Here is a 13,664-nt window from a genome sequence, read left to right on the forward strand (position 1 = left end):
CAGCAACAAATCGCAGAAGCCATCGCTGATGGTATTGTAGCTTATCTTATGGAAGTGTAGGATGAGAGATCCATTTCATCTCGTCTTTAACCAGATCAGAAATACCTATAAATTCAACACTGTCTTTCAAATGCTCAATACCACTGCGGATCCCTGCTGCGGTCTCTTTCCCATGTACGCCAACATGACCAATGGTTACGCAGTATCGTTGATCCTGTGCTAGATCTTTAACGAGTCCCATTTGCTTCAGAACATGACTGGCCGTGTGTATGTCATCCAAGAAGATATGGTTCTCCAAGCGAGGTAATCCCATTCGATAAGCCATATTGCCAGCAACGGAACGATAGTTGGTCTTGCTGTCTACAAAAAACAATCCCCGTTCTTTGCATACAGATAAGATCACCGCCATAATTCGCTCGTCCCCGGTAATTTTCGAGCCCATATGGTTATTTATCCCGATCGCATATGGAACATTTTCGAGTGCTGCCTCAACCTTTTGTCGCACTTCCTCATCGGACATCTTGGCCAATATAGCTCCTGGTCCAAGCCATTTAGGATTACCTTGGCGCGGCTCCATAGGCAAGTGCACCAGAACATCATCTCCGCGTTCATGCGCGCGCGTGGCATCCTTCGCGGATGTAGGCAAAAAGGGCATTACGGCTACAGTAAGCTTTATCGGTAACGAGAACATTTCATCAGTCCCCTTCATGCCATTGCCGAAATCGTCAATAATGATAGCAACCGCAACCTTATCACGTTTTGGTGCACTCTCTTCACGTTGCGTATTTGTAACGTTGTCTTTAGACGTGGCAGCAGATACAGTCGGCGTCGCTGGAACAATTGTGGTAATCATTACTGCAGCAACAGCAATCCAGTTTAGTAAGTAACGTTTAACCTTTCGACTGTCCTTCATCAAGAGGAACGCCTCCTTCGTCTTAAACAATTGTCCTCATTGTTTGGTTCACGAAGGTTAAATATGTACGAGGAGGGTTCGCAATAATTTACAATAGAACTGCTCCTATTGCCCGCGCTTGTCTGTGGCAAGGATTGCTTTCAGCACATCCAAAGATTGAACTTCAAACGGCATATTCTTCATCGGGCTATCCTGGGAGCAGCTAGCTTCTGCCACCACCATTAATTTATCGATCTCGCTGCTAATAATGCCAAGCTCCTTAAGTGTAACGGGAAGGCCGATTTTTTTGCAGAAATCAATGATTTGAGCGATCTCATCATCTGAAGTGTTCTCTAAGACCAACTGCACGATCGTAGCAAAAGCAACCTTCTCACCATGTAGCACATTCCTGCATCCCTCATGCAGTGTCAGTCCGTTATGAATAGCATGGGCTGCCGCAAGCCCACCACTCTCAAACCCCACGCCGCTCAAATAAATATTAGCTTCAACAATATGTTCTACTGCAGAAGAGGTAATCCCTTGTTTAACATCTATTAGTGCTGATTCACCTTCAGCAAGAAGTGTGTCGAGACAAGCTCGGGCTAAGGAGAACGCTGCGATTGTGCTAGTCCCACCTGCATGGGTAACCGCCCCTGATTGACGGCAAGCTCTTGCTTCGTAAAAGGTGGATAAGGCATCACCCATTCCAGCAACCAGTAATCTTGCAGGAGCTTTCGTTATGATATTTATATCTGCGATGACCATGTCGGGGTTTCTTTTTAAGGGAAGATAGCAATCAAAGTCACCCTCATCCGTATACAACACTGATAAAGCGCTGCAAGGTGCATCCGTCGAAGCCACTGTGGGTACAATAACTACTGGGAGATCCGACATGTAACTTGCTGCTTTTGCTGTATCTAATGTCTTGCCGCCACCGATTCCTAAGACGACTTCAACGTCCTTACGACCAAGTTCCAACACTATCTCATCCACCTGATTACGGCTGCACTCCCCCTTGAATTCGCGCATAATAAGTGGAATATCATTTATTTCAAAGCTGTGTAAGATATCTTTCTTGTACATGGAGAAAATATAAGGATCTATAATTGCAAACGCACTTTTTGCTCCTAGCTGCAAACAATACTCTCCCAGCTTTTGGATCTCGCCATGCCCCTGAATATATTTAGTCGGTGAACAGATGATCTGCGTCATAGTTTCACTCCTCTTTTTGAGTATCCATTTATTCTAAGGAGTATTGCTGCAGACCGGCTATTAAAAATGATGCTATCGGTTTTGTTCTTAAATGAATCCCCCATTCACTCGAATGGTCTGGCCCGTAACCCACTGTGATTCCTTACTAGCCAAGAACAGCACTACATTCGAGATATCATCAGGTTCTCCTAAGCGTCCAAAAGAATTCATATTCCCAACATTCGCAATCTCTTCAGCAGTCTTTCCAACTGTGAAAAGCTCCGTATTAACAGGACCGGGCGAAACCGCATTAATCGTAATGCCTTTTTGATTTCCTTTAGGGTGAACCCGCATCGCTTAGCATTATGTATAAACGTAAGTCGACTAAGCGCCGCTTCAGAATAAAGACGGTAACCGGATTCAGAACGTATAGGTGTGCTTATTAATCCGAGTTCCTCATAATACCTCAACGTCTCCATACTCACATTCGCCAGTTTGGCCATTTGGCCTCGCAAGTACTCCGTCATGATCTACGCCTCCTTGGAATCCCCTATATTATACCAAAATTCACATAAAACAAAGGGTATCAAAATAGAGACAACGAATTTCCGGGATCAATTTCCCACCTATGTTTACACACAAAAAAAACGGCATTTCTGCCGTTTCCCTATTCCTTCTATTATTCTACCTCTACAACGCTTCACTTTGAACCGCATTTTTCTGTATCAGAGAAATCTGTCCGGCATGAATGCCTGTGTGATACATAAGTCTCCCTACCGCTTCAAGCGGAGTAGATGTGCCAAAAGCCAATTCTACACTCACATGCCAAGCATCTTCCGGAAGCTCCTGCATCGCTGCAATTAGATTCTCATTTGAAGCCGTCAGCAGATCCACCAGTTCACTTAATGTAGTATACGCTGCATCATCAGCTTGAGGTTTAGGTCTACCAAAGAACCACTCTGCAAACATAAATTCTACCTCAGCATTATGAGAAATCAACCCTCCGATGGTTGAATTCCCTAATTTAAGATTTAAGTCTTCTTCCGGCAATGCCTTCACCATTTTATGAAATCGCTCTTGAACGGCTTGCCAGATGGGCAGTACTGAAGTAATAGTCATCGGCTATTTGCTCCCTTGTACAGTTGCTTCTTCATCTTTCTTCTTATCAATAACAACGTGGTTGAACAAATTCGCATCCACATCAATATCAAAAGCCAATCCAAAACCTACAACATAACGCCCCTTCACAGGGGTCAGTTCGAATAGTGAGAAATCCAGTCCGCGCAGCAATTTCAGCATGGCTTCACCATGATCCGCATTAAACAATTCAAAGATATCCTCATGTCCATCATTACCGATATTACTTGAGGTACAACTCCAGCGTACACGCTCAGTTGCAAATTTATTATTTGTTTCAGACTCATCCGCGATCAGAAAAGCGTCCACAAAATCATTATTTTCCATATAGCCATAGTGCTCTGCAATCTTACTAATATAGATATACAGTTTACCGTCTTTCTTTACGAAAGGTGCATAGCTAATAAACGGCTTACCTTCATCATCAATTAAACTCAAAATCAGATTCTTACGTTTATTGATAAATTGTAAGTAGTTTTCTTTATTTTTCTCTACATCTATAGGCTTCTTCATTCAAAAAATCCCTCCATTAGTAGATTATGTAATCAAAATTTGAATCTATCGAACGGTACTCAACAAATGAATACGAGGTTTCTTCTCTGTTTGCACATACTGGACTTCCGCATCCATTCGGTAGACATCCCGGATCATGTCTGTTGTCATGACTTCATTGGGTGTGCCGTACATCGCTTTTTCACCAGCCTGCACTACAACAATACTATCGCTATAAGTAGACGCTTGATTGAGATCATGCAGTACCATCACTATGGTCATGCCCATGTCCTGATTTAACTCGCGAACAAGCTCAAGCACTTCATGCTGATGAGAAATGTCCAAGTAAGTGGTTGGTTCGTCAAGCAACATGATGAGTGGACGCTGCGCTAAAGCCATTGCAATCCAGGCACGCTGTGATTCACCACCTGACAATGAAGCTACGGCTCGGTCCTTATACTCTATCAAATGTGTCTTCTCAAGGGCCCAATGAACAATGTCCATATCCTCTTGGTTCAATCTTTCAAACCACTTTTTATGTGGATACCTGCCATACGAGACCAGATCAATCACAGTCATATCACTTGGTGCTTGATTCTTCTGGCTCAGCATGCACATTTTTCGTGCAACTTGTTTGGCGCTCATAGACTTCAGATCCGTACCATCGAGTATGACCGTACCCGTATGATAAGGAATTAGCCGTGATACCGCTTTGAGCAACGTAGATTTACCGGAGCCGTTCGGTCCTATGATAGAGACGATCTCACCTTTTTTTACGGAAAAAGAGAAGTTGTTAATCACGCTTTTCTGCTCATACCGAATTGAAATGGAATCGACAGTAAACATGTTAGAACGCCTTCTTTCTCATCAGGTATAGAAAATAAGGTCCACCAATCACAGCCATAAGGATACCCGAAGGGATATCTAGTGGTGCGAATAGAGTACGTCCGCCCGTATCCGCAATCAACAGAACCAATGCACCAAGAGCCATACTCATCGGCAAAAGATACTTATAATCAGAACCAACGAGCATTCTAGCCATATGTGGTACAACAAGACCAACAAATCCGATCATTCCAATGGCTGCTACAGAAATAGCCGCGAGAAATACTGCTAGCAAGGAGAGCAAGATACGAATTTGATTTACATTTTCACCCAGATTTGAGGCAACCTGATCACCCAGACGAATAATATTTGCTTTACGAATCGCGAAAAATGATAAGATCCAACCTGCAATCGCATATGGAAGGACCATCATCAAGGCATTATTCCCTTTAGCTGCGAGACTGCCGTTAAGCCATTGAACCGCTGCAGGAAGTCTATCACTGTACATGATTGTTAAGAGGCCGATGACTCCTCCGCAGAGCGCATTCACAGCGACACCAGATAAAATAATGGTAACCGGCGAAATGCCGGTTCGTCTCCACGCCAATGCATATACAATGCCGGCAGCGATTAGTCCACCAACAAAAGCAGCAATCGGAATGAACTGAGTATACTGTGGTGCAGCAAGCATTATGACAAGAACACATGCAGCCGCCCCACTAGTTACACCCGTCAATCCAGGATCAGCAAGCGGGTTACCCATCACAGCTTGCAGCAGTGCGCCCGAAATCGCTATATTCGCTCCGATGATCATCGCCAGTAATACGCGTGGCAATCGAATATCCCATATGATGGTGGTATTCACCGCCTTAGACGATGAACCAAAGATCGTGCCGAGTATGTCTGATATCGGAATGAATACAGAGCCTAGTCCGATTGCAATAATCGCGGCAACGAGCGCTAGTATAACCGTTACAATAACAACTATTCTGCTACGAGATGTTTTTATCACTTGCTGTCTCCTTTAATTATTCATAGAAGTATTTTGCTATTTCAGTTAGGGCTGTCTCTGCATTAATAATCGAAGTCACACCGAACACGCTATAATCTAATATCTGGATTTTGTCGTTTTTATAAGCGGAAAGCTTTGTCCAAGTTTCATTTTTCTCTATTTCTTTTTTAAATTTATCCTTTGTCGCACCATGATCACCTGAAGCGAGTACGAGAATGACATCTGGGTCAGCGGCTACAATGTTCTCCATATTAATTGGGGAGTAAGTATCTGTAACTTTAAGTACAGAAGTAGCAATGTTATCTGCGCCGAGCTTCTTCACCAAACTACCTAGATAAGATTTCTCACTCATAACCATGAAGGAATCCGAGGTTCCAATAACGAGCATCACGCTGGGCAGCTCTTTTCCTTCGGCTAATTTACTTAGCTCATTTTCTTTATCCAAAATCTTGGTCAAAGCCGCATTCATCTCATCTTTTTTATTAAAATAAGTGCCTAATACTTTAAGGCTAAGCTTTAAATCCTCGAAGGATTCTGTGCGTAGATATGCTTTTTGCAAATCCATGCCTTCCAGTGTCTTATCTAGCGTGCTTCGAAGCGATTCTGCTCCCAGCAGCAAGTCTGGCTCAAGCTTTGTTACTACTTCAAGATCCGGTGCCATTGGCGAACCAATTTTATCTATCGAATCAAAATCTGCAGGGATTGGATTGGTAGAGGTTGGTACACCAACTGGTGTGATTCCAAGCAAGTAGAGCATTTCTGTTAATGGTACAGATGTAGTTACAATTCGCTGTGGAACTGTGGTTGGAAATTGGCTTAAAGCTTCTTTGAACAATGCTTCATCTACACCATCATTCTCCAGACTGTACACCTTACCAGCATCCGTTGTATTCGTTGCTTCTGTTGTATCCGCTGCATTTGCTTCTTTCGTTTCATTAGCAGCTGTATTCGTTACGGCTTCATTCTTTGTTTGATTATCCGCTGTATTCGTGGACGAACATGCAGTCATTGCAGTCAGCACTGCAACAACCAGAAGTACTAATAATTTCTTCAAAATCCATCCCTCCGAGTATGTATAATTATACGCCCTAAGTAGTGATAATGATTTTCATTTTCATCTACCATTCCTATGATAATGTTTATCATTATGAAGTGTCAAGAATTTTATTTAAATTTTAAACTAGCAAAAATGCCTTAATCATCTCATTAAAAAGGACAACCTTTCTTGTAGAAAAATAGGAATTCGGTGTCGTATGAACCTTTCACTTTCTTGAATCCACAAAAAAACCACGTCCAAAGGACGTGGTCAATATGCATAATAAACCTAAATTTAATTATAGAGTGGAGAGAATTTTCACTTTCTTCTCTTCTCTTTCTTCTTCCGTTAACCTTGGACATACATAACACTTCTCGCCATCCTCACGGCAATAATAGAGGCAGCAGGAAGAACGCAACACTAGTCGCTCTCCTTCATGATACGGATTATCTGTATAACGAATCGTATGCTTAAATGGATTTCTATTTCTGTGAAAAAGCTCCGGCGGAATAGACTCCGATAGAAGCAAGAAGTTACGATTATATCTCTCTATCACTTCTTCACGCGTTTCATTCTGAGCGATGAACTCTCTTAACATCCCTGTTTCACCACCAAATTGTTGCCAGATCATGGCTGATTTGACCCCAGCAGCTTCTGCGATTGCCTCTACGGCAGGCGTAACTGTATATGTAATAAATACTTCCCAATCTTTTAGGATCACCGTCTCCTGTTCTTCCTCTGGGACATCTTTAAAGTGTAATTCATTAATTTTAAAACCCAAATGCGCATGATCCTCATGATGTCCCAAAAAAAGATGCAGGTAAATCTAAGCCATGTGCCTGAACCGTTTCTCCAGCTTGTTGCATCAAACCTCTTACTTCATCCATTTCAAAAAAATCTGCAGCAGCCATTTCAGCTAGTGGGTTTTCAGCCCCATCCGGAGAAATATGATAATAGGTATTCACTAATGAAAAATCTAATAATGGAATCTTCTTCTGATTTCGCTTATAAATTTCCGGTCAGAAAAAATAATCATCCCTATAATGGTTAGGAGTGAGTATACGATTGAGAACACACTGGTCCAAATGACATGAGACAAATTAAATACAAACAGAAGCATAGGACATAAATTAATAAAGAACATCGCTAAAATATAACCTATATCATGACGCCATAATGATTTTTGAACAATTGCGAGCATAGTCATAATAAATGTAGCTGCCACTCCAAACAGCGGAATTGCATAATTGGTAGACCATCCCCTAAAACCTACAAAAATATCGATCACCAAAAGGAATATGGACAACATAACATAGTGATATAAAATCTTTCTGCCGATATGTTTATTAGATAAAATGGTATCTTTAACAACGATCCACGCATAGATAAGACCGGTACTTACGATAATTGACCATATTCTCGGATTGATATGATAGGTTAACGCATTAATTGTAATCGAAAGCACGATCGCAGATATGGTCAAAAAGAGGAACAATTTAGCTACCGTAAATGGTTTGGTTACCTGATAAACCTCTTTATAGGACGGGTATTCTGTCGCACTCTCTCCCCTGATCTTAAGTGGCTTGGAGCATAGCGGACAACGATTATGTTGATTATCAACCGTCACATTGCAACGAATACATTTGGTCATTCGCTAATCCCCCAATCGTTTGAATAGATTTCCACTTCAAGTCCAGCCTCACCCGCTAAGGTCGAAAAGAAGTATTGCAATATATCGGACTCCACTATATTTCTGGTAAACGTGATCACCAGCTTATCATTGACTGAGCTGATCCCACAGTTCATAGGGCTTTTATTGGATGGATAGACTAATGCCTCAATTAGCTCAACATGCTCGTTCATTTGCTGTGGCAATATAATATTGCCGATATTGGACAAGGTCAGTGTTCTTTTACTTTCCCCAAGCATATGAAACCCTAAATTCACGAACCAGTTCTTCAAAAATAACGGGACAAACAGTGTAGCTTTGTTCCGTTCAAGCGCAACATTGTTGTAAATGATATTTTGCAAATTTTCTTTCCCCGTTTTATACTTCAGCATCTCATTCATCCTAAAAATTAATTCATCCAGTGTGGTATCCTCCGTAATTCGCGCTCCAAGATTAACTACGCCAAAGAAGTTACGAAGAGTACGTGAAGGGAATGCTTTGCGCAAATTGACAGGCACTGCGATAACCACGGGAGCGTTACTTTTGCTATATTTGATTCTTGTTTGATAAATAGAATAACTCAGTAATGCAGATAAATAAGCAGTGATCGTACTTCCTTTTTGCTTAGCGAGGGCATTCAATTGGGAAGCACTTACGACCCCGTGTACCACGTTATTTCCGAACTGTTCGAAAGCTGTGCCTTTAATGTGGTAAGCTCTGCTGTTTCTAACCGATTCAACATAACAATCCTTGTAGTATCTGCGAAAAGCATCCTCCATATCATGGATATCCACTCCTGAATCGGCGAGTAGAATCCTGTCCTCAGTGTCAATTTCATGTCCCATATACAAAAGATAATAATACAACAGTGATTTTAAAAACTCGACGGCCCCATTACCATCCGTGAGCGCATGGAACACTTCAACAGAGACTCTATTTTTGTAGTATAAAACCTTAAATAAATATCCATTATTCGTAGTTGGATCAATGTTGCGACAAGGATACTGCTGATCCTCAGCGATCACAATTTTATCCGTGCTAGACTCTAAATAATTCCAAAACACACCCCTCCGAAGCTTCACTGTGAACATCGGAAATCTGTCGAATACCGTATCGGCGGCTTGCTGCAAAGCGTCCACATCTACAGGATTTGTCAGAACGGCTGAAATCCGATAAACAGAAGTGTTTTTTGTATTTGTAACGGATGGAAATAGTTTTGCTGCGTTATCAAGTTTGTACCACTTTTTCACTTCAAAACTCCTCTTTAATCTGCTGTTAACTAGTTGAGACTCCACTTTTGCATTGTCTTCTTCAAACAAACATAGCTTACCACGACACAGATTATCTCTGCCACTACAAAGGAAAGCCATAAACCGATGTTACCAAACATTAAAGGAAGGATAAAGAAATTTCCAATCAACAAGACATATCGTAAAATCGCCAAAATCGCAGATATTTTGGGATTATTAATGGCTGTGTACAGAGCGTTAATTATAATATTGGCCCCTACAAAGATAAAATTAAAGCTATAAAATGTGATAATTTCACTGGATGTAGTCATGACCTGAAGATTGTCTTTTACAAAAAGAGAAATGAATGGGGATTTAAAAAGAATCAAAATCGCTGTACAAACCACACCAACCAATGTGACTATTTTAATCGCTACGGCAATCAATTCTGTTATACGGCCGTATTCCTTTGCTCCGTAATTCACGCTGCTAATGGCTCCTAACCCTCTCGACATGCCCATGATAACTGCATTAACTACAAGTGAGATATACTGAACTACCGCAAATGAAGATACGCCTGTTTCACCAAATTTAGTTATCAAAATCCAGTTGAAGATCATAAAAGAAAAACCTGCACTGAATTGCGTAATCGCCTCCGAGGAACCGTTATAGATCATCCTTCCGATTGCTTTTAACTCCACCTTCCATCTACCCACTCTTAAAAAACTATCCTTTGAGATGAATTTCGAGAAAAATAATATAAAAACAACCGTTGCACTAATCCCAGATGCCAAAGCAGCACCTGTAATCCCCATATCGAAAACGCAAATAAGAATCAAATCCAAGATGATGTTCAAGACTACACTCAACAAATTACCGACCATATAAAGCTGAGGTTTGCCAATGGATTGCAATGAAATACCAAGTAGAATATTAAAAATTACAGGCACGACAAATACACCAAAAGTTCGTATGTAATCAACAACCATAGGAAAAAGTACAGAGTTCGCTCCAACTATTCTAGCCAGTACATGAGGAAAAAAAACTACCATTATGAAAATAACCACGGTAATCATAAACAGAGTGTAAAAAGCATTATTGAAGTAATGGTTGGCTTTTCTCTTGTTCTGCTCTCCTAGACTAATAGCGGTTAATGTATTTCCTCCAATGGCAATTAAGATCCCTATACAGGAAATGATATTAAAAATCGGAGAAGCCATATTCACTGCAGCTAGCGCATTAGGTCCTACAAAACGCCCCAAAATAATTCCGTTAATAATTCCGTACAGACACATAGAAAGAGAAGCTACGATCCCGGGAATCGCATAACCACGAAAAAGTTTGGAAATTGGATCTTTTAATACATCGAGTTCTGTTGTCTTCATACTCTCATTCTCCATTCACTGTTTTGAAATTTTAGATGAAAATCAGTACAATGAACACTATAATCTCTTGGGTAACACAAGAGTCAACGGGAGAATGATGCAATGAACAACTATTATTCTATTGGTGAAACAGCAAAACTAGCAGACACTACTATCGAAACCTTACGGCATTATGACCGGATTAACTTGCTGAAGCCTGCAAAAGTAGATCCGTCCTCTGGTTATCGCTATTATTCAGATAAAGAGCTTATTTATCTCGATGTCATTAACTTCTGCAAAAAAAAGAACATGCCACTTCATAAGATTAAAGATGTGTTTACGAATGATAATCTCGATTATATTATTAGTTTCCTTAAAACAAAGGACGAGGAAATTGAACAGGAAATCAAGCAACTAAATAAGACGAAATTACAGCTTAGAGCTTTGCGAAAACAATACGAAAATCAAGCTTATTTATCCGACGTCCCCCTATCCCCCAACCATTTTTTAACCAAAGCTTTGGGAGAAAGAACGATCGTAAAAATCCACTCCCTACAGAAACCCAGCCTCGAAAGTTTCCATCAAATGCAGAATGCGCTAAATCAACAGCTTGAAGATGAGCCAAGAGATGCATTCGCATTTGATCTTCGTGCAAATATTATGACTACTTTAGAGCCTCCTGAGAATCCTTCTGTCTTTTTTGTAGTCTGTGAGAAGTATCCTGAACAGTCCGACTATATTTCGATATTACCTAAAGGAATTTATCTCTATGGTTATTGCTCGGAGGAGCAGAGAAGGGAAACGATTCAGAATATTGTTGCACATGCTAAAGCCGAATATAATACTGAGATTCTATCCGTCATCCAGTCGGTCATTTTCACCGGAATGTTTCAGTGGGTTTATGAGATTCAAGTATTGTTAAAATCTGCATCATCTGATAAAAGACAAATAAAACAGCATGTGGCGATATAGAATCGACACATGCTGTTGTTAACTTGAGGATAACTAAGCTAGTCCAAATTTAGAACCTAGCAACATAGAATTCTCGATCTGATGGTACATTAAAGCTTTTTATAGCATTTCCGTTCTCATCTCTTAATGTGAGAAGATACGGCACCGTTGTTAATGTGCTAACTGTTGGGAATCTAGCTACACCGAATTCATCGAAATCAGCGACTATAGCTGGATTTCCAGTTCTCAATAAGGAAGCGGTCCACCCCGTAGTGTCTTTAGGTGTTCCAGTTGCATTTGTACCAATAGCGAGAACAATAAATCTGTCCAAGGTCTGTCTGACTCTCCGTTTCTTCCGGGTTGCAGCTGCTTTCACTCTCTTTTTTGCTGCGAGAGCTTTGGCCGCCATTACGGCTTGCTTATTGACTGGCTTCTTAATAATTGTCATTTACTTCACCACTTTCTTTTAGGATACGATAGTAAATGCAAAATTTGGAATTCTTGACTTTACTTTTACCTACTATTCTAGAAATGTACTTTATTCCTAGATTCATAGATTCGTACCCACTGGATCAGTAATGCATATAATGCATTTGTGAGGTGATCCATTAATAAATGAGCCGACAATTGTGGCTAGAGCAGCATAGTTCAATAATCCAAAGGGCACTAAGAAAAAAAATTCAACAATCCCAAGGACCTCGCCGTACATCCGCTAAAATCCCTATCATTATTAAGTTCAAACAAAAAATGACCCCAGCCCAGCTGAAGTCATTACAAAAACATTTAGAATTACACGACTTCCCTATTAAACATCACCTCCCGATGCTTAATTCTGTGGCATCACGAGTTTCGATGAACTGTCTGAAACAGATGTGTGGCTGGCATGGGATCGAGAAAATCTATGTAGATGGAATCAAAAAAACATCCCTTAATATAGCGACACCCTCCATCGGTTCTACCGCTATCCAAAAGAAACAGGGACTTACCGGAAAAGGAATCAACATTGCTATTCTTGATACAGGCGTGTATAGGCACCCTGATCTGAGTAAGCCCTGTAACCGCATCATGGCTTTTAAAGATTTCATCAATCATAGAAAACAGCCCTATGACGATAACGGCCATGGGACTCATATCGCAGGGGATGCAGCAGGAAACGGGTGGATGAGCAAAGGAAAATACAAAAGCCCTGCTCCAGAAGCAGGGATCGTTGGTGTTAAAGTACTTGATAAAAATGGCGACGGATATGACTCCACGATTATTAAGGGAATTGAGTGGTGTATTGCAAATCGAAAGCGGCTAAAGCTGCGTATCCTTTCGATGTCACTCGGAGGTACTGTTAATTCAACTTGTGTTGATGACCCGCTGTGCCAAGCTGTAGAAAAAGCAATTAGGGCCGGCCTTACAGTTGTAATAGCAGCTGGAAATAGCGGTCCTAAGCGAAGTACGATCGAGTCACCAGGGATTAGTCCTTCAGCAATTACTGTTGGTGCAGTGGATGATCGCCGCACGCTCACACAAAAGGACGACCGGATTACCTGGTATTCCAGCCGTGGGCCTGCACCGAGAGGACGGAAAAAACCAGACCTCGTAGCCCCTGGCGAGACGATTATCTCTCTTCGTGCTCCTTACTCCAAGCTAGATCTGGAGCTTCCTTACTTGCGGATCGCTAAAAATTACTTTGTGCTGTCCGGTACCAGCGTCTCAACACCTATAGTCTCTGGTGTTATTGCGCAATTGCTGCAGAGAAATCCCTCACTAACTCCTAAGCAAGTAAAAACCATACTGAAAAAGAACACATTCTCACTGAAACTTCCCCCTAACACAGCAGGCTCTGGTGAGATCAATGCGAGATTCTTATTGTGATTT

General features: G+C 41.2%; 15 protein-coding genes and 1 pseudogene. 2 read left to right on the forward strand and 14 right to left on the reverse strand.

Annotated elements, in window-relative coordinates; all coding sequences use genetic code 11:
- Positions 1-46: 46 nt before the first annotated feature.
- The 13 genes and pseudogenes from UQ64_RS15245 to UQ64_RS15300 form a co-directional block, all read right to left on the reverse strand.
- Entirely contained in the window at positions 47-913 is an 867-nt protein-coding gene (locus UQ64_RS15245) for a divergent polysaccharide deacetylase family protein (RefSeq protein WP_060624312.1), read from the reverse strand.
- A 105-nt stretch (positions 914-1,018) separates the two neighbouring features.
- Positions 1,019-2,104, reverse strand: coding sequence for a glycerol dehydrogenase (locus UQ64_RS15250; protein WP_060624313.1), 1,086 nt, complete (start codon positions 2,102-2,104; stop codon positions 1,019-1,021).
- A gap of 87 nt (positions 2,105-2,191) precedes the next feature.
- Positions 2,192-2,404: pseudogene (locus tag UQ64_RS15255) on the reverse strand (SDR family oxidoreductase); the annotation flags it as partial.
- A complete protein-coding gene (locus tag UQ64_RS32175; RefSeq protein WP_082651152.1) occupies positions 2,311-2,610 on the reverse strand; it encodes a MerR family transcriptional regulator in 300 nt (99 codons plus the stop codon). The gene UQ64_RS32175 and the pseudogene UQ64_RS15255, both read right to left, overlap by 94 nt.
- A gap of 163 nt (positions 2,611-2,773) precedes the next feature.
- Complete coding sequence (locus UQ64_RS15260) at positions 2,774-3,202, reverse strand: DinB family protein (protein WP_060624315.1); 429 nt, start codon at positions 3,200-3,202, stop codon at positions 2,774-2,776.
- A gap of 3 nt (positions 3,203-3,205) precedes the next feature.
- On the reverse strand, positions 3,206-3,733 hold the full coding sequence (locus UQ64_RS15265) for a HugZ family pyridoxamine 5'-phosphate oxidase (RefSeq protein WP_060624316.1): 528 nt from the start codon (positions 3,731-3,733) through the stop codon (positions 3,206-3,208).
- Between the two features lie 45 nt (positions 3,734-3,778).
- A complete protein-coding gene (locus UQ64_RS15270) occupies positions 3,779-4,558 on the reverse strand; it encodes an ABC transporter ATP-binding protein (RefSeq protein WP_060624317.1) in 780 nt (259 codons plus the stop codon).
- Between the two features lies 1 nt (position 4,559).
- Positions 4,560-5,549, reverse strand: a complete 990-nt coding sequence (locus UQ64_RS15275) for a FecCD family ABC transporter permease (RefSeq protein ID WP_060624318.1) — start codon at positions 5,547-5,549, stop codon at positions 4,560-4,562.
- Between the two features lie 16 nt (positions 5,550-5,565).
- On the reverse strand, positions 5,566-6,603 hold the full coding sequence (locus UQ64_RS15280; RefSeq protein WP_060624319.1) for an ABC transporter substrate-binding protein: 1,038 nt from the start codon (positions 6,601-6,603) through the stop codon (positions 5,566-5,568).
- Positions 6,604-6,883: 280 nt separating this feature from the next.
- Positions 6,884-7,366, reverse strand: coding sequence for a hypothetical protein (locus tag UQ64_RS15285; RefSeq protein WP_060624320.1), 483 nt, complete (start codon positions 7,364-7,366; stop codon positions 6,884-6,886).
- 195 nt (positions 7,367-7,561) lie between these two features.
- Positions 7,562-8,236 carry a DUF6320 domain-containing protein gene (locus UQ64_RS15290; RefSeq protein WP_060624321.1) on the reverse strand — a complete coding sequence of 225 codons (675 nt, stop codon included), beginning with the start codon at positions 8,234-8,236 and terminating at the stop codon, positions 7,562-7,564.
- The gene (locus tag UQ64_RS15295) at positions 8,233-9,504 is read right to left on the reverse strand and encodes a hypothetical protein (RefSeq protein ID WP_060624322.1); all 1,272 of its coding nucleotides are present in this window, start codon (positions 9,502-9,504) and stop codon (positions 8,233-8,235) included. Before UQ64_RS15295 ends, UQ64_RS15290 begins: the two co-directional genes overlap by 4 nt.
- 29 nt (positions 9,505-9,533) lie before the next feature.
- The gene (locus tag UQ64_RS15300) at positions 9,534-10,868 is read right to left on the reverse strand and encodes an MATE family efflux transporter (protein ID WP_060624323.1); all 1,335 of its coding nucleotides are present in this window, start codon (positions 10,866-10,868) and stop codon (positions 9,534-9,536) included.
- A 102-nt stretch (positions 10,869-10,970) separates the two neighbouring features.
- On the opposite strand from UQ64_RS15300, the gene UQ64_RS32575 reads away from it, so the two are divergent.
- A complete protein-coding gene (locus UQ64_RS32575) occupies positions 10,971-11,819 on the forward strand; it encodes a MerR family transcriptional regulator (protein WP_060624324.1) in 849 nt (282 codons plus the stop codon).
- A gap of 49 nt (positions 11,820-11,868) precedes the next feature.
- On the opposite strand, the gene UQ64_RS15310 is transcribed toward UQ64_RS32575, so the two are convergent.
- Positions 11,869-12,246: a hypothetical protein gene (locus UQ64_RS15310; protein WP_060624325.1), complete on the reverse strand. Its 378-nt coding sequence runs from the start codon at positions 12,244-12,246 to the stop codon at positions 11,869-11,871.
- A 374-nt stretch (positions 12,247-12,620) separates the two neighbouring features.
- Here UQ64_RS15310 and UQ64_RS15315 point away from each other — a divergent pair, with 374 nt between their 5' ends.
- A complete protein-coding gene (locus UQ64_RS15315; protein WP_209445809.1) occupies positions 12,621-13,661 on the forward strand; it encodes a S8 family peptidase in 1,041 nt (346 codons plus the stop codon).
- Positions 13,662-13,664: the final 3 nt, after the last annotated feature.

It is taken from the genome of Paenibacillus etheri, from assembly GCF_001012825.1.
GTDB lineage: Bacteria > Bacillota > Bacilli > Paenibacillales > Paenibacillaceae > Paenibacillus_AQ > Paenibacillus_AQ etheri.

Bases quoted from the DNA above. Each gene is read 5' to 3' on its own strand.
- UQ64_RS15250 (WP_060624313.1), bottom strand. From the start codon at position 2,104: ATGACGCAGATCATCTGTTCACCGACTAAATATATTCAGGGGCATGGC.
- UQ64_RS15290 (WP_060624321.1), bottom strand. From the start codon at position 8,236: ATGACCAAATGTATTCGTTGCAATGTGACGGTTGATAATCAACATAAT.
- UQ64_RS15310 (WP_060624325.1), bottom strand. From the start codon at position 12,246: ATGACAATTATTAAGAAGCCAGTCAATAAGCAAGCCGTAATGGCGGCC.
- UQ64_RS15315 (WP_209445809.1), top strand. From the start codon at position 12,621: ATGCTTAATTCTGTGGCATCACGAGTTTCGATGAACTGTCTGAAACAG.
- UQ64_RS15260 (WP_060624315.1), bottom strand. From the start codon at position 3,202: ATGACTATTACTTCAGTACTGCCCATCTGGCAAGCCGTTCAAGAGCGA.
- UQ64_RS15270 (WP_060624317.1), bottom strand. From the start codon at position 4,558: ATGTTTACTGTCGATTCCATTTCAATTCGGTATGAGCAGAAAAGCGTG.
- UQ64_RS15300 (WP_060624323.1), bottom strand. From the start codon at position 10,868: ATGAAGACAACAGAACTCGATGTATTAAAAGATCCAATTTCCAAACTT.
- UQ64_RS32575 (WP_060624324.1), top strand. From the start codon at position 10,971: ATGAACAACTATTATTCTATTGGTGAAACAGCAAAACTAGCAGACACT.
- UQ64_RS15245 (WP_060624312.1), bottom strand. From the start codon at position 913: ATGAAGGACAGTCGAAAGGTTAAACGTTACTTACTAAACTGGATTGCT.
- UQ64_RS15265 (WP_060624316.1), bottom strand. From the start codon at position 3,733: ATGAAGAAGCCTATAGATGTAGAGAAAAATAAAGAAAACTACTTACAA.
- UQ64_RS32175 (WP_082651152.1), bottom strand. From the start codon at position 2,610: ATGACGGAGTACTTGCGAGGCCAAATGGCCAAACTGGCGAATGTGAGT.